Here is a 19,177-nt window from a genome sequence, read left to right as displayed (position 1 = left end):
TTGTGTACGGTGGAAGGGATTGGAATGTGGGAAGACACACCAGGATGCAGCCAAATGAGCTACTGCTGCGTGAACGCCAGCGCAGAGGATGGACGCGTGAATATGTGGCGGGCCAGATCGGCATCGCTGATGCCAAGACAATTGGGCGCTGGGAGCGCGGAGTCGCCTTCCCCAGCGCCTTTTTCTTACAAAAGTTATGTGAGCTATATGCCAGGCTCCCCCAGGAGCTAGGACTTTTTCGTGACGACCCGCCTTTATATCCGTATCCCGCCTGTACGCATAGTTGCATGCATGCGTTCCCACAGATAATCTATGATCCGGGGCTCCCTCTACCGCAGAAGAATGTGCTTGAGCGCCAGGCCCTATTACGCTCTCTAAAAACCTGTCTCTGTGACCAGGAGCTGCCCGCCTGCGCGGCACTATATGGCCTTCCAGGCATAGGCAAGACCTCGCTGGCAGTAACCCTGGCTCGTGACCAGGAGATAACGGCTCACTTTTGTGATGGAACGCTGTGGGCATCTTTAGGACGTTCACCCGATCTCGTGGCCTTGCTACGCCATTGGGGGCGTGTCCTGGGAATTAATGAGGTTTTTCTGGAACGCGCGGAAAACCCGGAGACCCTGGCCATGCTGCTACGCGCCACCATTGGCCCGCGACGCCTTCTCCTTCTCCTTGATGATGCCTGGACGTTAGAAGATGCGCAAACGTTACAGGTTGGTGGCCCCCATTGCGCCTACCTGCTCACAACGCGTATACCCGCACTGGCTTATCACTTCGCCAATACTGCTTCCCTCCAGGTACCAGAGCTATCCCTGGAGGAGAGCCTGGACCTGTTGGCAAGCTTTATTCCCGATATCCGCGAGGAGCGCTATCAACCGTTGCGCTCGCTTGCCTCTGCGACAGGTGGTTTACCCCTGGCGCTATGCCTGATTGGTAGATACCTGCAAGCCCAGGCTAATGGTCGCCAGCCTCGCCGCCTCCAGCATGCTCTGGAATACCTGAGTCATGCCTCTGCGCGCCTGCAATTGCGTATGCCTTCGACCTTTGGTGAACCAGGCGCGACTTGGTCTTTGCGCGAATGTATTGAGCGGACGACGTCGCACCTGGATGTTTGTGCATTGCGCACCCTGGCTATGCTTGCCACCCTACCCATGAAGCCATTGAGCTTCTCTGAGGGGGCGGCCCTGGCAGCCTGTGCTGGCGTCGGCGATGGGGCGACGCTCGATCTACTAGTAGATACTGGACTGCTTGAGGTAAATGACCAGGGGCGCTACCTGCTCCATCCAGTGATCGCGGATTATACTAGAACCTATCACAAATCTTACGGTGGGTGATGTGGTGTGCTGTGGCCTGCGGCTGCCACAGCACACCACATCACCCACCCAAAAAACATCAGGCAGATTTGTCGTCCTTCTTGCGCTGCTCTGCCCGGTGCAGGGTGGTGGCGCTATTGATGAGTGCGATATGCGTAAGGGCCTGGGGGTAGTTCCCGAGTGAGAGTTTATTCACAGGGGATACTTCTTCGGAGAAGAGTCCCAGGGTACCAGCGCACGCCAGGACGCGTTCGAAGAGTTGGCGGGCTTCTTCGACACGCCCCTGGAGCGCGAGATTCTCAATCAGCCAGAAGGTACACATGGTGAAGGTTCCTTCGTCTCCGTTCAGACCGTCTTCGTTGCGATAGCGATAGGCAAAGCCCTGCTGGTCAGTAAGGAGTTCAAGTGTACGCTCGACGGTGCTGACCATGCGTGGATCATCGGGGGCGATAAAGCCTACCAGGGGCATGATCAGGTTTGAGGCATCGAGGGCGGTATCGCTGTAGCGCTGGGTGAAGCTCTGGAGGACCGGATTATAGCCATGCACCATGATATCTTCATGGATGTTCTGGCGTAGCTTCTTCCAGCGCTCCAGGTCTGCCGCCAGGTGGTATCGCTGAGCCATGCGTATGCCCCGGTCGAGCGCGACCCAGCACATTACCTTGGAGTGAACGAAGTGCGTGGGTTCGCCGCGTATCTCCCAGATGCCATTATCTGTGTCTTGCCAGTGCTGGCAGACATACTCGACCAGGATGCTCAAGAGCTGCCAGAGAGGACCATTGGGCTGCTCGCCATAACGCTCATAGTTGCTTGTGCTCCAGTAGAGACAGATGCAGTCCAGAACCTCGCCAAAGACATCGAGCTGTTTTTGCTTGACCGCCGCATTCCCAACACGTACTGGTTGTGAGCCGCGATAACCACTGAGGTGTGTGAGGAGCTTTTCTGGTAGTTCGCGCTCACCACGAATGCCGTACATGATCTGGAGGTCCTCACCGTCTGTATAGGAGAGATGGAGCAGCCAGCGTGTGAAGGCGCGTGTCTCTTCGGTAAAGCCAAGCATGTTGAGGGCATAGAGAGTGAAAGAGGAGTCGCGTAGCCAGGTGTAGCGGTAATCCCAGTTGCGTACACCGCCTATCTCTTCTGGCAGGGAGGTCGTGGGCGAGGCTACAAGCGCGCCTGTAGGTGCATAGCAGAGCATCTTTAGCGTGAGGGCACTGCGCCTCACCCATTCGGCATAGGGGCCGTCATACTCGCACGCTGCGATCCATTTGCGCCAGCACGAGAGGGTGTGTGATAGCTCCCAATCGAAGTTGCGCTGGAGAAGGTCCCAGGACACGAGGCGGTGTACCGCGCGCTGGCTACGCCCTACACCAAGCGCGAAGGTCAGCCGCTCGCCTTCATAGAGAGTGAAGTGCGCGATAATGGTCGCATGCCGTGCTTGTGGTCCATGCTCCATATGAATACTAAACGCATGTATGTCATGTATCCCGAGGATGGCCAGGCCGACATGTTGCTCGTGGCTGGTGCAGATGACACCGCTTTTCTCCTCAATGAGTTGGACGGTCGCTGGCGATATAGCATAGTTAGGCGTCGCTTTGAAGCGCATTGTGAGCTCCATATGCCCATCCTGGCAGCTAATAATACGTACCAGGGAGTGACAGGAGCCGTTTTCGTGCAACCAGGTATTGTTATTGAGGGTCCGATATGACCAGGCGCTCAGGTCCTCAACAGGCATAAAATCCGTAAGCGTGACGCGTCCCTGCTCGCCAGTAAAGGTTGTCTGCAAGACATTACTGTTAGGCAGGTAACGCTGTTTTCCTCCTAGCTTCCTGTCCGTAGGCGCAATCTGGAAGTACCCTCCCTGCTCGGCATCGAGCAGGCGACAGAAGACAGCGGGACTATCGAAATCTGGGAAGCAGCCCCAATCAATTGAGCCATCGGGGGCGACCAATGCCGCTGAGTGGCAGTCGCCGATGACGCCATAGGAATTGATCGGGTGATACTGGTGGTCTGATTGTGTCATATAACCCACATCCCCTCTATGCAATGGCCCTCGTATGCACAGCCATGATGGCAATGACGCTGCAACTTCGCAGCGCATCTTCATGAGATAAAAAAAGTATGGAATATTGTCAGACAAGACGAAAGGGCTTTTAGGGGGCTAATTGTAGGCTAATGCATTAAAAGTTCAGAGTGCGCTGTTGATCCTGGCGGTTGATTGGCGTACCTTGAGATGAGGGCTGACCAGGATCTTCAGGGGTTCTGTGGGGATATCTGTTCCCTGGATGTAGCGCAGCAACAATTCGGTAGCGGCACGAGCCATCTCCCGTTTGGGAATACTGATGGTTGTAAGAGCAGGGTGGGAGTGTGCGGCTTGACTGATATCATCTACTCCTACCACCGAGAGATCATGTGGTATCGATAAGTTCCGGTTTGCGATAGCTTCCATCGCGCCCAGGGCCATCCAGTCGTTGCCAGCAAAGATTGCAGTAGGTGGTTGAGGCAGCGCTAACAATGCTAAAGCAGCTTGATAGCCGCTCTCAAACGATGAATCGCCCTGGCGGATATATTCGGGCAAGACAGGGATGCCCGCTTCTGTAAGTGTGATCTCGAAGCCCTTGCGCCTTGTCAATTGTACGGGTTCTTCCACAATAGCCGCGATGCGACGATGACCGCATTCTAGAAGGTGTCGTGTTGCTAGTTCGCCTGCCAGACGAAAATCAATATCTACTATGGGCAAGGTCTGGGTAGATGCATCTTGATTCCATACACTCAGCACCACCTCCTTGCCACTATCCCTGAGGGAGAGGACATCGGCGATATCGGCGGCCATCCCCATCACGATGAAGCCGTCTACCCAACGGCTGGCCATGCGTTCCAGGTGGCGTTTGCCCTCTTCTGGAGAATTATGGGTCATACTCAAGAGCAATTGATAATCGTGCAGGTCCGCGACGTGCTCGATTTCTTCCACGACTTCGGCAAAAAAGGGATTTGAGAGGGTGGGTACGACCAATGCTAATGTCAATGTTTTACCCTGGGCTAATCCTCGCGCCACTAAATTTGGCCGATAGCCTAATTCTTTGATGGCTTGTAGAACACGTGCGCGTGTCTTATCGCTGACGGGCACGCGCTGCGTAAGCACATTAGATACGGTCGCCGTCGTTACTTTCGCCCGGCGGGCTACATCAGCAATTGTCGTCATTCCTTGTCGCATCCTCTCCCGTTTAAACGGTTAAATCCAATCATTGGATACCGAGCAGCTAGTATAGCACTTAAATTATACAGTGCGCTTTTGGCGACGTCAATTTGCGCTAGATCTGTATATTCGCGCAATGGTATTGCACATTCGCGCAAAGATTCTTGACAAAGCTGAATTTCATCATTATACTAACTTTAAAGCGATTAAATTTAATCGGCTGCATACTTCAGGTAAATCCACAGTTTCGTGGCAGGAAGCTACGATGAATCCCCACCATAAGGAGGTGAGGGCATTTCAGCTTAGCGCTGGAGCCCGTCAATTGTTCCAGGCATCTCTATCATCCCGGGTTTGCATGGGAAGCATGGAACAGATAGTATCCTATAACGCCATAATTTCATTTTGCCAGGCTCCTAATGCGCTGACGAAGGCGCTGTACTAAGATCTTATTCCGAAACCCAACCCCCATTCGGGGCATAGCGGCCGCGCTCAGGTTTTCGGAGAAGAAGTAAGTCGTACTGGTGGGGGCACCTTTGGCGCCTTGAAATCCCAACAAGCGGTTGAAGAAGCAACATATTACTATCGTAGCGCACTAGGATGTGAGTGAATCGATATCAGTAGGTAGGGGGATTCACTCTGCTCGGCGGACAGTGTTGTCATCTGTTACGAAAGGTTGGTTCCTAATGCGGTTTTCCAGATCTCCACTCAAATGGTTGTTCATGACGAACATCGCCCTCATCGCGGTTCTGGGCATGGCACTTTCTGCCTGTGGTGGCAGCGGCGGCAACTCGGCAAGTTCTTCCTCTAGCTGTGTTCCTGGCAGCAACACAAAGTTAGTCAAACCCTCGAGCACTGTTCATAAGGTCGCCTGGTCGCAGAATGCACTAGACGGCGCTTGGCGCTTTGCTGAAGAAGCTAGCATTGCGGATGCGGCCAAGGCTCATGGCTACCAGTTGTTGAAAACAAATGCGAACAACTCTGATGTTCAGCAGGTCCAGGATATTCAGAACCTGATTAATGATCATCCTGATGTGCTATTGGTTGACCCACACACCGAAGATGCGGAAGCGGCTCAAGTTGCTGCGGCCCGTAAAGCCTGCATTCCCGTAATTGTTGTGGATCGTGATGTCAATGAGCAACTGGCGTCTCCAGGTCGTGACTTTGCCACATTCGTAGGTGGCGACTTTAAGAAAGAGGGAGCGCTGGCGGCTGATGCATTGATCGAGGCTCTGGGTGGTCCGAGCGCGAAGGCGACCATCGTCGAACTGGATGGCACAACTGGCTCCTCCCCCGCTATTTTGCGTGGTGGTGGTTTTAATGGTGAACTGTCTACGAAGGCGCCTGGCATCAGAATCGTTGCTGAGCAGACTGCTGATTTTAACCGCGCGACAGGTCAGCAAGTCATGGCGACCTTGATCCAACAGTACCCCGATATCAAGGGTGTGTTCGCACATAACGACGAAATGGCCATCGGCGCGATCACTGCACTCAAGGCGGCAGGCAAACATCCCGGACAAGATATCAAGGTGGTTTCTATCGATGGAACGAAAGATGCTGTCAATCTCGTCGTTTCGGGTGAAGAGTATGCGGTCGTGGAATGCAACCCACGACTTGGTCCCCTGGTCTTCGACACCCTCGATAAGTTTGTCAAGGGCGATGATCTGCCCGCGTGGGTCGTGCAGCCGGATAGAGTCTTCAAGAAGGCAGATGGCACAGCGGCAGCTTACCTACCCAACGCGTTCTAAGCTTCTCTAAGCGCATTCGCGTTGATACTGGCGCTATCCACTATCACGGCAGCGCCAGTATCAACGATTTAAGAGGTAGGTCATGGAAGAAAATAATGTGCTTCTGCACATGGAGCACATCACCAAGCGTTTTACCGGCTCGGTTGCCCTCTCAGATGCCTCGATACGAGTGGCGCGTGGTGATGTGCACGCGCTGATCGGAGAGAATGGTGCGGGTAAATCCACGCTTATCAAGGTTCTCACGGGTGTATATCGCAGCGATGGAGGGACGATCCTCTTTGATGGGCAGCCTGTGGCTTTCCAATCACCACAACAGGCACAGCACCATGGCATCAGCACCATTTATCAAGAGGTCAATCTTGTTCCATATCGCAGCGTCACCGAGAATATTTTTTTGGGACGCGAACTCTTTCGCTGGGGATTGCTTGACTGGCGAAAAATGAACACCGAGGCCAGCACATTACTGAAGCGGTTGCATCTCTCGATCGATGCGACAAAGTCCCTCAATACCTATAACATTGCGACTCAGCAGATGGTGGCGATTGCGCGTGCCATCTCCTTCAAGAGCAAACTGGTGATCATGGATGAGCCCACATCCTCGCTCAATGATGATGAAGTTGCCACTCTGTTTGCTGTGATTCGGCAATTGAAAGCGGAGGGAGTTTCCATCATCTTCGTCAGCCATCGACTGGACGAATTATACGCGATTTGTGACAGCATCACTGTTTTGCGAGACGGTGTCACTGTGGATGCGCGGCCCATCGCAAGCATCAGCAAGCTTGAGTTAGTGTCCAAGATGCTCGGCAAAGATTTAGGTAGCGTGCAACAGAGTGGGCAGACCAGCTTTGATGCCAGCCGTCACCACGCCCAGCAGGAAGTGCTGCTGGATGCAGTCGGACTGCGCCAGGGTCGTAAGCTCCAAAATGCAAGTGTCAAGGTGCATGCGGGGGAGATTGTTGGCCTGGCGGGATTGCTCGGTTCCGGGCGGAGCGAAGTTGCTCGTACTGTGTTTGGAGCTGATCCCATCGAAGCCGGAAAGATCACCATCGACGGGAAAGAAGTTCATTTCCGCGCGCCTATAGACGCCATTCGTGCAGGCATCGGACTGTGTTCGGAAGACCGTAAGATTGATGGGATTATTCCAGATCTCTCCGTGCGCGAAAATCTCACGCTGGCGGCACTTCCTACGTTGACGCGATCTGGCATCGTTGATCGCAAGAAGCAAGAACAGATTGTTGATCGTTTCATTCAACGTTTAGGTGTCAAAACAGCGGGGCCAGAGCAAAAGATTCGCGAGCTATCGGGCGGCAATCAGCAGAAGGTCTTGCTGGCGCGCTGGCTCTGTTTAAACCCTCGTTTGCTTTTGCTTGACGAGCCGACACGTGGCATCGATGTGGGTGCCAAAAGTGAGATACAGAAGTTGGTCGAGGAATTGGCGGAGTCAGGTATGGGTGTCTTGCTTATCTCCTCTGAACTTGAAGAGATCATTGAAGGAAGCGATCACGTGGCGGTATTGCGTGATGGAGTAACCGTGGCCGAACTTTCTCGTGCGGATATCAGCCAGAATGTGATCATGGCCGCTATGGCGCATGGAGAGGAGCAATCTGGCACAGGAGAAGGCGCATGATTCGATTAGAGCAGCGTTTGACGATGCTAAAAGAGTTGAGGAGCCTACGTAATATTGGGCAGGATTATGGAGCATTAATTGCGCTGGTGGCGCTCATCATCTTCAATATTATCTTTACCAGGCAATTCAACTCGTGGATTTCGATCACCGATCTGCTGGTCCACGTGACGCCGACGTTGATTCTTGGGGTTGGCATGACCCTGGTGATTGCAACTGGAGGCATCGATATTTCGGTGGGCTCGATCATGGGGCTGACGGGGATACTCACGTATCTGATTTTCAGCGGGAAATTGTTTGGCATCCAGAACATTGTGCTGGGTACTGCCGTTGCGATGCCGATTGCGCTGGTGGTTGCCACATTGATCGGTGCATTCAACGGGCTACTTGTGACGCGTTTCAAGGTACAGCCTATTGTTGCCACGCTGATCACCCTGATTACGATACGTGGAGTTGCTGAGGTCACGGTCAATGGATTCCAGTTTGCGTTTTTAAGTGCGCCCATTGTGAGCTGGCTGAGTGGCAATCTGTTCGGCTTCCTTCCCAGGCAAGTGATCCTGATGGCCGTCATTGTTGCTATTTTTGCCTGGCTTATGCGTGCCACAGCCTTTAGCCGGTATCTGCTTGCGGCTGGTGGGAATCAATCGGCGGCGCGCCTGGCGGGTGTCCCTGTGAACCGGATTTTGATCATCGTCTACGCAATTAGTGGCCTGCTGGCCGGAATCGCCGGATTGGCGTATATCGCCTTTGATTCTGCGGCCAATCCAGTTACTGATGGTCTGGGTAAGGAACTTGATGCGATTGCGGCGGTTGCCGTGGGCGGCACTCGACTGACTGGCGGGCATGCAACCATCATGGGAACAGTGGTTGGAGCCATCTTCATTCAGCTTATTCGTCAGACACTGGTGGCGCTGAATGTGCCAAATGATATTGCCAGTATCATCATTGGTATGCTTATCGTGCTGGCAGTCTTCCTCCAGCGTCAGCGCAAAGCATAATAAGGGAGCAATTGTGTGCCACAGCGAGTGAGCACAGCTTATGAGTATGGAGGACTCACTTATGCCGAAGGTTTCATCACAGCCAGGCATCGCGGCACTGGCAGAGCCAAGCGAAGCAACCACGCGCGTTGGGATTAAAGAACGTTTGCCCAGAGTTGGTGATTTTGTGAGACAGCAAGGAGCGCTGATGGCGCTCATTATTGTCGTGACCTTTAGTTTCCTTCGCTATGACAATTTCAATACAATCACTATCTACAGCGTATTGAATTTCAATGCACAATTTGGACTTATCGCACTGGGAATGACGTTTGTGATCATGACTGGCGGCATTGATCTCTCTGTCGGCGGTATCGCGGCACTTGCCAGTGTGGTTGCAGCGCTTACCAGCTCGCATGGTTTCTTTTATGCACTGTTTGCGGCGGTTATTGCGGGTACGCTGGTGGGTATTGTGAATGGTATTGTCGTGGCGTGGATGCGCGTGCCACCGTTTATCGCCACACTTGCCACCTTGTATATCGTGCGTGGTGTGGCTTTGAGGCTTATCAATGATGCAGCCAGCGTCAACCTGGATCAGAAAAGCGATTTCATAACGGTTGCGGGAACAACGGTGGGGGACGGCTTTCTTAATCCACCGGTGCCGTTTCCTATCCCACTTCTGCTGGTGACCTTTCTCATCGGCATCCTGGTGCTGCGGTATACGCGCTTTGGCCGCTATGTGCTGGCCATTGGGGGCAATCCCGAAGCAGCGCAACTGATGGGGTTGCCGGTCAAGCGGACGCTTTTCTGGGTGTATACACTCAGTGGCGCGTTGGCCGGACTCGTCGGCGTATTGTTAGCCATCAATCTGAATGGTGGTTCAGCAACCGAAGGGAATGGTTGGGAACTGATTGCTATCGCGGCGGTGGTAGTTGGTGGCACATTGTTGACCGGCGGTGTTGGCTCAGTTTTCGGTACGCTGGTGGGTGTGCTTTTATTAGGCACAATTGTGGAGATCCTTCAGTTAGAGAATAATTACACACTGGATCATGGTGGAGGACTCTACCTCAATTCATTCTGGCAGAATGTCATTCGTGGTATATTTTTGCTTATTGTCGTCCTCTTGCAAAGCCGCCTTCAGCAGAAACGCGCCAGACAAAGTACCTAGACTTTCACCAAACCCGTGGCAGGATGCCCCCGTCTTGTAAGCGGGGGAGGAATGCCACGTTCCTTAGAAATTGAGAAAAAATTCCCTGATACCCCTTGACCTGGAGTTCACTTCAGGTTGTATAGTTCTTGCATGGAAACAGAATTCTCGATCCAACAGGTTGCGGAAAGAACAGGACTCTCCATCGATACCCTGCGCTATTATGAGCGTATTGGACTGCTTGAGCCGGTGAGACGTGCATCAAGCGGCCATCGTCGCTACATGCAAAAGGACATCGACTGGATTGGCCTGGTTATCAACTTACGCGAAACAGGGATGCCTCTCGCGCAGATTCACCACTTTGCCGAACTTCGCCGCCAGGGAGAAACCACGGCAACTGAGCGCCTGCGTATCCTTGAACAACACCAGTACGCTCTCTCGCAGCAAATGCAGAGGCTGGAGCAGCACATGACAGCATTGCAACACAAGATCGCTCATAAAAAAGCGTTCCTGGCTCAACGTGACGCTCTGCCTCATTCCACTTCTGCTTCTGAGCCGAGTGAATAGGAAATGACGACATCCCTTCAGGAACAAGAGAACAAATAGCATGAATGAGGGAAGAGGGATTTTCATGTTTCAAGCTACCGAAACGCATGTGATTACGACGGGATATGTTAACATCTCAGTAAATGAGGAATCTGGCTCATCCACGATGAGAGCCTATATGGCACGTCCCCAAGCTCCAGGCAGCTATTCTGGGGTGATCGTTGGCTTTGAACTTTTTGGAGTGACCAGTTATATCCGAAATGTTGTAGATCGGATTGCCCAACTCGGTTATGTAGTGCTGGCACCTGATTTTTATCACCGTTCTTTACCCGGCATAGAGCTGGAAGCGACTGTCGAGGGCCGCACTCGCGGCTTTGAATTGTTGCATCGGTTCACCCGCCAGCAAGCGATCAATGATGTGCGCGCCTCAATGATCTACCTACGCAATGAGGGGAAAAGCTCGAAGATCGGCATGGTGGGGTTAAGCGTTGGCGGACATATTGCCTACCTTGCTGCCACCCAATTCGACCTCAAGGCAACGGTGGCCTTTTATCCAGGCTGGCTCACCGCTCAGGATATTCCACTAAGCAGACCAACCTCCACGCTGTCTCTAACACCTGGAATAGCTGAACATGATGGATACCTGTTATTGCTTGTTGGTGAACAAGATAGCCTCATCCCGGCTTCGCAACGTGAAGCCATTGCCAGAGAATTGCGGGCGGCCAATGTCAGACATGAACTAGTAACCTACCCCGATACACCACACCGCTTCTTCTACGAAGAAGGAGATAGTTATCGCCAGGGTGCGGCAGGTGATGCCTGGCACCGCATTTGCGAAGTGCTCGCCACTGAACTGGCTTGAGCCGAGAGCTGAGTAAGATTTCCCTACGCTGGGGAATCTTACTCAGCCAACATTTCATCCTCCCTTGCGGATCGCGAGCGGGTTATGTACAACATTCTCTGCTGACAAGGAACGCGGCTCGTTCTCGCAACATACTGGAAAAGGTCAAAAGGCTCCCTTTCGTAAAAATGTGCAACATCTAGGTACTCACCCATCAAACAAATACCGACCAGCCTATGGACTTACTTCTCAGGTGTCTGTGGTGGCAAATCCTCGATTGGGAACAGGATCGGGCTGAGAAGGTGCTGCCTGCGGCCCGGCGCGGGTTCGTTTTTCAACTGTGGTACGATTGCCTTGCGCATCTCACTGATCAGTTCGTCACGCTCGTTTGGGTTGAGCCAAAGCGAATGTTGCCGGAATCCTACAGCGTCGGCTGTCGGGTCAGCGTGGTCTCGGTCGAGGTAGGCGTTGAACTCGCCAAGCAGGGCGGTCATCGCCGTGGCGAATGCGCGGCGATAATCTTCCAGTGAAGCCGACGCGGCCGCGTCGGCACTGATCACCGTACTCGGTCCTCGTAGCCGGTAGCGGCGTTCGACGGTGCCACCCACCTTCTGTTCACCTTCCACCTCGAGGATGCCTCCATCGACAAGGAGGCTGATCTGCCGGTACATGGTGGCCTTTGAGACATCGGGCATCCGAGCGCGCAGTTGAAAAGTCGTGAGGGCTCGCCCACCAGACATGGCGTGCACGATGCGAAGCCTCACTGGATGTAAGAGTAGTTCGATTGTATTCATGATACCATTGTCTCACATATGAGACTATTCTCAAAATTGAGAATATATGGTATCATTCTCAATATTGAGACTGCGATATGAAGCTGACATTGAAGAAATATCTAATTATGAGCTAACGTTCGCAAAAATGAGAGAGGAGACTACTAAGTTGACTACAATCGATGCAGCAGTGATCGCCATTACAGTCGTCGAGATGGCTCGGGATGGACGCTTCGCAGATATTGAGGAGTTGTTCGCGCCGCCGCTACGGGCGGTAGTATCTGCAGAGACGGTGCGTGTTGCCTGGTTAGCCGAGATAGGCAAAAGTGGCCCGGTTTCCACCATCGGGGAGCCCCTGCTCGATCAAATGGGAGAAGGGCTGGTCCGCGTGAGTGTCCCAGTCACGTGTGAGCATGGTGCGCTCACAATGGTTATGTCGGTCGACAACAAGGGTCTCCTGAACGGTTTACGACTTGCGCCCTCAGCCACGTCATGGACTCAGCCGACCTACGCGGACCCGGATAGCTTCGACGAGCGTGATGTCACGGTCGGCTCAGGCCCGCTTGCTGTATCAGGCACGCTGAGCCTGCCCCATGGACGCGGCCCACGACCAGGCGTTGTGCTGCTCAGCGGAGGAGGGCCATTCGACCGCGACGAAACCAGCGGGTCGAACAAGCCTCTCAAAGACCTCGCGTGGGGGCTGGCCAGTCGTGGTGTGGCGGTATTACGCTTCGACAAGGTGACCTACACCCATAGCCGCCAGGTGGCGAACACGCGCGATTTCACGATGACTGACGAGTATGTGCCGCATGCGGTTGCCGCCGTCCACCTGCTTCAGCAACAACCGACCGTGGACCCCACACGGGTCTTCGTCCTCGGTCACAGCATGGGCGGTAAGGTTGCCCCGCGTGTTGCCACCACCGAGGCGTCCGTTGCCGGTTTGATCATCCTGGCTGGTGATGCGCAACCAATGCAACACGCAGCCATCCGCGTGACTCGCTATCTCGCCCAACTTTATCCCGGCCCAGATATGGAAGCTATGGTCGAGACGGTTACACGACAGGCCGCGATGGTTGATAGCCCTCACCTGTCCCCGTCGACGCCGACCAGGGAATTACCCTTCGATCTGTCGGCCTCGTACTGGTTAGACCTGCGCAGCTACGATCCGATCATGACTGCGGCAACGCTGGACAAACCAATGCTCATTCTCCAGGGTGGCCGTGATTATCAAGTGACGGTCGAGGATGATCTCTCGCGATGGAAGGCAGGCCTCGATCATCGGCCTGATGTCACCATCCGGGTCTACGACGCTGACAATCATCTCTTCTTCTCTGGCACAGGCCCGTCCACGCCTGCGGAATACGAACCGGCGCAACACGTCGACCCAGCCGTCGTTGCCGACATCGCCGAGTGGTTGATGCCCACACACTGACCCAGGTGTGATTCACATTTTTGCGCTTCTATCACATAGACGCGACGTCAACGTCGCGTCTATGTGGCATCCTGGGGCGACCAGGCAGACGATGACGCATCAATGCCCCAAGCAACACGCTCTTTCTGCCTTTTTTACGTGATGAGAAGGGAACATTGACGCACGAAAGAAGCGTCTCGACTCCAGATGATGAATCTGCCCGACGTCAACGTGGGGCCTATGGGTTCGCGTGCAAAAAAATGAATCGCACACCACTGACCCCAATAGTTGATGGAACTGCCTCAATATGGTATATTTGCTTCTGATATTTCTAAAAGAGAGAGTAGAAACACATGTCATTCCTTAACCCGCAGCACAACAACGTCAACAAGGTGAAGAAGCACACCCTCTAATGTGAGTACCCTTGTGGACTGATAGATTATGAATCGACGAACGAAACCGGATCCGTCCCTGGATCACGGCAGGTTTACTTTGTTCCCCTTGCTCCCGTTTTCGTCGAATGTTACCGCTTAAACATGGCTTTCGCCTATCACCAGCCACGGGTGGTTCTCGCCCGTGGTCTTTGTTTCCATCATCCTCACGAATAAAGGCTCCCCCTGACGCATCACGCGCATTGTGATGCTCATGGATCACGGTTGAGTGCTACCCAGAGCAGTTGTTGCTGTGAAAGGAGCGCTCTATGCGCTATCAAACCTCGAATCTTTTGTCTTTGATGGAACAGGTATCCAGCCTCTTGCAGAGAGGAGACTCAGATGCCTAGAAGAACCGTCTTCAGACGTTTAGCACATATATCGCTGGACCAGGAGATGAGAGAACGGTATCTGATGACGTTTTCCTCTCGCTGGCTCTATCATCACATCCAGCACTTTCCCATGTTAACCTCTCAGACGCTGTTTGCCAATCAGCAGCCTCTGGAGCTAGAGATTGGCTGTGGATCTGGGGAATTCCTTTGCTCGCTTGCTCAGGCCAATCAGGCTTGCAATTTTCTTGGCATCGACATCTCGGAAACGGCTTTACTGCAGGCTACCCACCTGGCTTCAACGCTTGCTCTGGAGAATATGAAGTTTGTTGCAGCCAATGCACATCTTCTCTTCCCTCTTTTTGCACCCGACTCTTTACAGGCTGTGTACCTGCATTTTCCCGATCCCAACCGCAGGCGAAAATTTCGCAAGCGGCAACTCTTCACGCCAATGTTGTTAGATGTCATTTCACAAGCGTTATCCTCTGGTGGTCGATTCAGCGTGATGACGGATCACCGCGAGTACTTCCTAGAAATGCTCGAACTGATAGAGCGGGATGCTCGTTTTGAGAAAACACACGCCGAGCGTTACCTGTCTGGTTTCGATGCCCCGGTCCTTTCGCGCTACCAACGGCTTTGGGAGCGTCATGGGCTGGCAACGCTTCGCTTTGAAGTACGCAAGCGTTTGTAGGAACCGATGGTATCGTTTCAGATAGTTCAACGAATTCTTTGTAGGCATCCGATTGATCGACACAGGATGCCTACAAGGCTTTTATATACTCTTGGTCTGTCTCGTTGCTGGTGGTCTGCGCCTTCCATTCATACTCAGCGGCTCAAATCAGTTTTGTGAGTTGCGTCATAGCTTCATTGAGGTGCATTCGTCTTTCAATCGAGCGTTTGCCCACATTGCGTTCAAAGACGAGCAATCTGCGTTCACCGACTTTGATCGTGCTCTTGAGCTCGACCCTGCCCTTGCTACTGTCGTGGACAATTACATCCACATCAAATTCGAGCATGGAGACTTTGATCGCTTTGTGCAACTTCACCCTTCTCAGGCCCTTGCTTATCTCTCTCGGGGCTTGGCTTATTTCAGAAAAAGGGATTATCCTCGCGCTCTCGCCGATTTTGATCGTGCCATACAACTTGATCCTTCTGATGCAAAGCTCTATGTCATACGTGGCTTCGCTTACGTGCGCTTATAAGATTCGGAGCGTGCCATTGATGACTTTGATCACGCACTGGCCCTCAATCCCTCCATTGTCAACTCCTATGGCCGCTACATATATCCCAAATTAGAAGAAGATCAGCCAGACGCCGCTGGCCTCGATCGTGCTTTTGAACAGAATATTTCTGTCCTTACCTGGCCGTTCTATTTTCCTCAGTCTGAAGAATAAAGTATCTCGAGGGAGGGCGAGGATCACGCTTCTGCTATTCCATGTCTATGCTATACTAATAGACATCGTTTAAGCTCTCTTACCTACGCTTCCACGTACGTGTTGAAGGCTGCGGAAGAGGTTTAAAGACCTTGCAGAAGTGCAGAAGTCTCCATCTGGGAGGCTTCACCTTCATCTTGAGGGAGTGAGTTCTCTTGCGCGAAATCCCCCTGGATGCACCCGAGACCGACAAAGAGGGGCAGTTTCCTCCGTCGGCCTCTCCGAGCAACTCGGTGACCTCGCAAAGCGAGATCCTGACTGACCTCGGAGCGCCTGCTCCGCCGTGGCCGGCTTCCTAATGCAAGACCCCGCCTGAGGCGGGCTGAGGAGCGAGTGCGGTGTGGCCCCACGAGGGCCGCACCTGCACCCCCTCCGCGTCATACATTCTCTCATCAAAAGTGCACTCCACATCTATTAGCAGAAATGCATCTTTTGTATCACACCAAGGAGGCGATGGCAACCGTAGCGGAAGAAATCAGGACCTTTTCTCTGCTTGCTCCCCCTTAGCGGAACTTTGAGAGGTTTTTATGTCGGGATCTCTATAAATGTGTCTTGTGCCGCCAGGTGTTGCAATACTTCGAGAAAGAAGCCTGGCTCCCGCTCTTTAACGCGTTGGCTCAGGCTCTCCACGGTGTCTCCTGACAGGACGGGCACCTTACATTGAGCAATGGTCTCGCCGTGGTCATAGTGCTCGTCTATAAGGTGGACCGTAATACCAGTCTCGCGCTCGCCTGCCGCCAGCACGGCTTGATGAACATGATCTCCATACATTCCCTGACCTCCATATTTGGGCAGAAGGGCGGGATGAATATTGAAGATCCGCTGGTGGTAAGTCGCAAGCGTCTGTGGTCCCAGCTTTTTCATATATCCACTGAGGACCACAGACTGGACCCCGTGCGCCTGGAGGGCACGCTTGATAGCCTCATCTAGCAGTTCGGGAGTAGATTCCGTTTGGAGGCTGAGGTGATAAGCTGGCACGCCAGCCGTCCGGGCAAAGGCCAGTGCCGCAGACTTGCTATTATTGCTTATAACAACGCAAGCCTCGGCGTCCAGTTGGCCAGCCCGTATAGCCCGGTAAATGGCTTGAAAACTGCTGCCACCATGTGATGCGAGAAAGCCTAATTTTAGCCTCATGCCTTGATCCCGACCACTTTGTGTACCTCAATCCAGGCATCGTAGGTGGCCTGGCCGCCAGGAATGCCTGCGACCGCGTCGTTGGCCGCCAGGGGGATAACTGGCGCGCCGCTAGTGAGGCGGTTCACACCCGTCCAGCCATCTCGCATCCAGACTACGCCCGGCAGGACATCCTCGGTTATGTGCGCTCTGGCCTCGAAGCTGCCACGCTCATTATTCATAACAATCAGGCTACCAGTCTCGATCTCACGCGCCTGCGCGTCCTGGGGATGTATCCATAGCTCTGGTCCTGGATTGACCCTGGCCAGGGTTGGCAGGGCCTGTCCCTCATCGAAGAAGGCGTGGAAGGCGGTCAGCGTGCGGCCCTGGCAGAAGCGCAGGGGATAGGCCTCTCTCTGGGGCGCTGTATAAGTTGGTAGTGGCGGAAGGCCCGCTTCCTGTGCGCGCTCGCTCCAGAACTCGACTTTCTTCGATGGCGTATGGTACTGGTGATCCAGGTAGGCGATATGCTCAAGCCCACTTTTCTGCCAGTAACCGCCGCTCGCTCGTAGATCGTCTACTGTGAGCTTCTTGCCAGATGGTGTTTGCTGCTTAGCCAGGAGAGCATTGATATACTCCTCTTCGTTGGCCCAGGGAAAGAAGTTTTCTAGCTCTAGCCTGTCTGCGAGCTGGCGCAAGACAGTGATCAGGGAGCGGCACTCGCCCTCTGGCTCCAGGGCGCGTTCCATCAGGTACATATGTGTCGCCGTTTGCTTGAGACCTATATCCTCCAGCCAGGCCGTGCCGGGAAGAATCAGATCGGCATAGCGCCGGGCCGTCTCGTTCATAAAGAGGTCAAACGAGACGATACACTTGATCTTTTCTAATCCACGTGCTAACGCGTTATTGTCTGCGAAGGTGGAGAGCATATTGCTGCCAAGTACGAGCAGAACGTCGATCTTGCCATCCTGGAACGCCTCGCTAATCGTTGGCATGTGACTGGGAATGGGTGCGGGGTTTGGTCTGGCAACGATATCCTGCATGACATTCGCATTGCCATCGCTACGAGGGGAGGCGCCGTGGCGAGGTCCCAGACCGCCGCCCGCGAGACCCAGCTGACCCGTAAGGGCGGGGAGGCAGGCAATGGCCCGGCTGGCCTCCCAGCCATGCTGGTGCTTATACATGGAACTGCCACCCAGCACTATCATCGCTGGCGTCGTCGTGGCGTAACGCCGGGCTAACTGGCGAATGCGCTCTGGCTCAATTCCGGTCATCTCCGCCGCCCATTCTGGTGTGTATTGCTGGACGTGCGCGGCGAATTCTGGGAAGCCAAGGGTATGCTGATCAATAAAGGCCTGGTTGCTCAGGCCCTCTTGTAGGATAACATGGGCCATGGCAAGCGCCAGCGCGGCATCACTGCCCGGTTGTAACAGAATTACTTCGTCGGCGTGGCGCGAGATCTCTGTGCGTCGTGTATCGATGTGGACGACATACGCGCCGCGCTTGCGTGCCTCGATCAGGTGCGGTGCCGTGCCTGGCTGGCTGGAGAGGGTTGAGCCCCAGAAGAGAATAGTGCGCGAGTTCGCCGCCATATCCTCTTTCGTATGGGTTTCCAGCGTGCCGGTCAGCCCCAGTCCGTAGCCGCCCATGTTCCAGCAGACGATTCCCGTGTTCCAGTTCTGGTAACCAGCAAGGATTCCCAGGCGGCTGATCAGCGATGAGGCTATCCCGGTTGTGCCCACGCCATGACCGCGCCAGAGACCAACGCGCTCAGGTTGCGTCTGTTGTATGTTCTCAACAATTAGGTTGTATGCCTCGTCCCACGAGCACTCTTCCCACCTGTTCTCGCCTCGTGCTCCTACATGCCGCAGAGGGTGTAGCAAGCGTCTGGGATTGTCAAAAATCTCGCCCGCCGCTCTGCCACGAATGCAGAGGAAGCCCCGGCTATCCGGGTTATGGACATCGCCCTTGAGCGACACGAGTTTATTCTCTTCAACCTCGACGGTCATACCGCACTGGGTAGGTAGACAGTTCATTGGGCACATAGTTGTGACCTGGCGCCTGGCTGGCATTGGTTTCCCTCCATCTCTCTATAGCTTCTTATTACTCTTCCATACTATCAGATGCGTTGATGAATTGCCAGGTTCACTGCATGTGGGAGACCGTGCCGCTTGCCCCCATTCGGGGGCAAGCGCCCGCGCTGAAACCTCGCCAGGACCTTCGTGTGTCCATCCAGAAAACGACCCTGTGGGACAAAATCGGTCTGAAATGCGACAAGCGCATCATGTGACGAACAGTCTA

Annotated in this window: 15 protein-coding genes; 10 read left to right on the top strand and 5 right to left on the bottom strand. The window is 53.9% G+C overall.

The features are described from left to right. Positions 1-26 precede the first annotated feature (26 nt). Positions 27-1,334: a helix-turn-helix domain-containing protein gene (locus JMJ04_RS27055; RefSeq protein WP_201373528.1), complete on the top strand. Its 1,308-nt coding sequence runs from the start codon at positions 27-29 to the stop codon at positions 1,332-1,334. 58 nt (positions 1,335-1,392) lie between these two features. Here JMJ04_RS27055 and JMJ04_RS27050 read toward each other — a convergent pair whose 3' ends face one another. Both JMJ04_RS27050 and JMJ04_RS27045 read right to left on the bottom strand, forming a co-directional pair. Then, a complete protein-coding gene (locus JMJ04_RS27050; RefSeq protein ID WP_201373527.1) occupies positions 1,393-3,336 on the bottom strand; it encodes a glycoside hydrolase family 15 protein in 1,944 nt (647 codons plus the stop codon). A gap of 165 nt (positions 3,337-3,501) precedes the next feature. Continuing rightward, positions 3,502-4,515 (bottom strand): LacI family DNA-binding transcriptional regulator, encoded by a 1,014-nt coding sequence (locus tag JMJ04_RS27045; protein WP_201373526.1) that lies wholly within the window; start codon positions 4,513-4,515, stop codon positions 3,502-3,504. A gap of 713 nt (positions 4,516-5,228) precedes the next feature. Between JMJ04_RS27045 and JMJ04_RS27040 the strand changes: the two genes are divergently transcribed. The 6 genes from JMJ04_RS27040 to JMJ04_RS27015 all read left to right on the top strand — a co-directional run bounded on the left by JMJ04_RS27040 (position 5,229) and on the right by JMJ04_RS27015 (position 11,407). Then, entirely contained in the window at positions 5,229-6,254 is a 1,026-nt protein-coding gene (locus JMJ04_RS27040; protein ID WP_201373525.1) for an ABC transporter substrate-binding protein, read from the top strand. Positions 6,255-6,336: 82 nt separating this feature from the next. Beyond that, positions 6,337-7,881, top strand: a complete 1,545-nt coding sequence (locus JMJ04_RS27035) for a sugar ABC transporter ATP-binding protein (protein ID WP_201373524.1) — start codon at positions 6,337-6,339, stop codon at positions 7,879-7,881. Continuing rightward, positions 7,878-8,876, top strand: a complete 999-nt coding sequence (locus tag JMJ04_RS27030) for an ABC transporter permease (protein WP_201373523.1) — start codon at positions 7,878-7,880, stop codon at positions 8,874-8,876. Before JMJ04_RS27035 ends, JMJ04_RS27030 begins: the two co-directional genes overlap by 4 nt. A 61-nt stretch (positions 8,877-8,937) precedes the next feature. Then, positions 8,938-10,020, top strand: a complete 1,083-nt coding sequence (locus tag JMJ04_RS27025) for an ABC transporter permease (protein ID WP_201373522.1) — start codon at positions 8,938-8,940, stop codon at positions 10,018-10,020. A gap of 132 nt (positions 10,021-10,152) precedes the next feature. Then, positions 10,153-10,566 carry a MerR family transcriptional regulator gene (locus tag JMJ04_RS27020; protein ID WP_201373521.1) on the top strand — a complete coding sequence of 138 codons (414 nt, stop codon included), beginning with the start codon at positions 10,153-10,155 and terminating at the stop codon, positions 10,564-10,566. 64 nt (positions 10,567-10,630) lie between these two features. Then, positions 10,631-11,407, top strand: coding sequence for a dienelactone hydrolase family protein (locus tag JMJ04_RS27015; RefSeq protein WP_201373520.1), 777 nt, complete (start codon positions 10,631-10,633; stop codon positions 11,405-11,407). Positions 11,408-11,628: 221 nt separating this feature from the next. Here JMJ04_RS27015 and JMJ04_RS27010 read toward each other — a convergent pair whose 3' ends face one another. After that, the gene (locus JMJ04_RS27010; protein WP_201373519.1) at positions 11,629-12,180 is read right to left on the bottom strand and encodes a helix-turn-helix domain-containing protein; all 552 of its coding nucleotides are present in this window, start codon (positions 12,178-12,180) and stop codon (positions 11,629-11,631) included. Between the two features lie 127 nt (positions 12,181-12,307). On the opposite strand from JMJ04_RS27010, the gene JMJ04_RS27005 reads away from it, so the two are divergent. The 3 genes from JMJ04_RS27005 to JMJ04_RS26995 all read left to right on the top strand — a co-directional run bounded on the left by JMJ04_RS27005 (position 12,308) and on the right by JMJ04_RS26995 (position 15,532). After that, the gene (locus JMJ04_RS27005; RefSeq protein WP_420799510.1) at positions 12,308-13,591 is read left to right on the top strand and encodes an alpha/beta hydrolase family protein; all 1,284 of its coding nucleotides are present in this window, start codon (positions 12,308-12,310) and stop codon (positions 13,589-13,591) included. Between the two features lie 752 nt (positions 13,592-14,343). Continuing rightward, complete coding sequence (gene trmB / locus JMJ04_RS27000) at positions 14,344-15,021, top strand: tRNA (guanosine(46)-N7)-methyltransferase TrmB (protein ID WP_201373518.1); 678 nt, start codon at positions 14,344-14,346, stop codon at positions 15,019-15,021. Between the two features lie 52 nt (positions 15,022-15,073). After that, on the top strand, positions 15,074-15,532 hold the full coding sequence (locus JMJ04_RS26995; protein WP_201373517.1) for a tetratricopeptide repeat protein: 459 nt from the start codon (positions 15,074-15,076) through the stop codon (positions 15,530-15,532). A gap of 756 nt (positions 15,533-16,288) precedes the next feature. Here the strand turns inward: JMJ04_RS26995 and purN are convergent. Then, on the bottom strand, positions 16,289-16,897 hold the full coding sequence (gene purN, locus JMJ04_RS26990; protein WP_201373516.1) for a phosphoribosylglycinamide formyltransferase: 609 nt from the start codon (positions 16,895-16,897) through the stop codon (positions 16,289-16,291). Further along, positions 16,894-18,948, bottom strand: coding sequence for a molybdopterin-containing oxidoreductase family protein (locus tag JMJ04_RS26985; RefSeq protein ID WP_201373515.1), 2,055 nt, complete (start codon positions 18,946-18,948; stop codon positions 16,894-16,896). The genes purN and JMJ04_RS26985 overlap by 4 nt, the downstream gene beginning before the upstream one ends. Positions 18,949-19,177 lie beyond the last annotated feature (229 nt).

The sequence above is a fragment of the Ktedonobacter robiniae genome (assembly GCF_016587375.1).
Taxonomy (GTDB): Bacteria; Chloroflexota; Ktedonobacteria; order Ktedonobacterales; family Ktedonobacteraceae; genus Ktedonobacter; species Ktedonobacter robiniae.
Note: the sequence above shows the minus strand (reverse complement) of the source record. Positions and strands in the feature narration are given on the sequence as shown.

Excerpts from the sequence above, each read along its gene's own strand:
- JMJ04_RS27010 (WP_201373519.1), bottom strand. The coding sequence starts at position 12,180 with ATGAATACAATCGAACTACTCTTACATCCAGTGAGGCTTCGCATCGTG.
- JMJ04_RS27035 (WP_201373524.1), top strand. The coding sequence starts at position 6,337 with ATGGAAGAAAATAATGTGCTTCTGCACATGGAGCACATCACCAAGCGT.
- JMJ04_RS27020 (WP_201373521.1), top strand. The coding sequence starts at position 10,153 with ATGGAAACAGAATTCTCGATCCAACAGGTTGCGGAAAGAACAGGACTC.
- JMJ04_RS27005 (WP_420799510.1), top strand. The coding sequence starts at position 12,308 with ATGAGAGAGGAGACTACTAAGTTGACTACAATCGATGCAGCAGTGATC.
- purN (WP_201373516.1), bottom strand. The coding sequence starts at position 16,897 with ATGAGGCTAAAATTAGGCTTTCTCGCATCACATGGTGGCAGCAGTTTT.
- JMJ04_RS27030 (WP_201373523.1), top strand. The coding sequence starts at position 7,878 with ATGATTCGATTAGAGCAGCGTTTGACGATGCTAAAAGAGTTGAGGAGC.
- JMJ04_RS27025 (WP_201373522.1), top strand. The coding sequence starts at position 8,938 with ATGCCGAAGGTTTCATCACAGCCAGGCATCGCGGCACTGGCAGAGCCA.
- JMJ04_RS27015 (WP_201373520.1), top strand. The coding sequence starts at position 10,631 with ATGTTTCAAGCTACCGAAACGCATGTGATTACGACGGGATATGTTAAC.
- JMJ04_RS27040 (WP_201373525.1), top strand. The coding sequence starts at position 5,229 with ATGACGAACATCGCCCTCATCGCGGTTCTGGGCATGGCACTTTCTGCC.
- trmB (WP_201373518.1), top strand. The coding sequence starts at position 14,344 with ATGCCTAGAAGAACCGTCTTCAGACGTTTAGCACATATATCGCTGGAC.
- JMJ04_RS27050 (WP_201373527.1), bottom strand. The coding sequence starts at position 3,336 with ATGACACAATCAGACCACCAGTATCACCCGATCAATTCCTATGGCGTC.
- JMJ04_RS26985 (WP_201373515.1), bottom strand. The coding sequence starts at position 18,948 with ATGCCAGCCAGGCGCCAGGTCACAACTATGTGCCCAATGAACTGTCTA.
- JMJ04_RS27045 (WP_201373526.1), bottom strand. The coding sequence starts at position 4,515 with ATGACGACAATTGCTGATGTAGCCCGCCGGGCGAAAGTAACGACGGCG.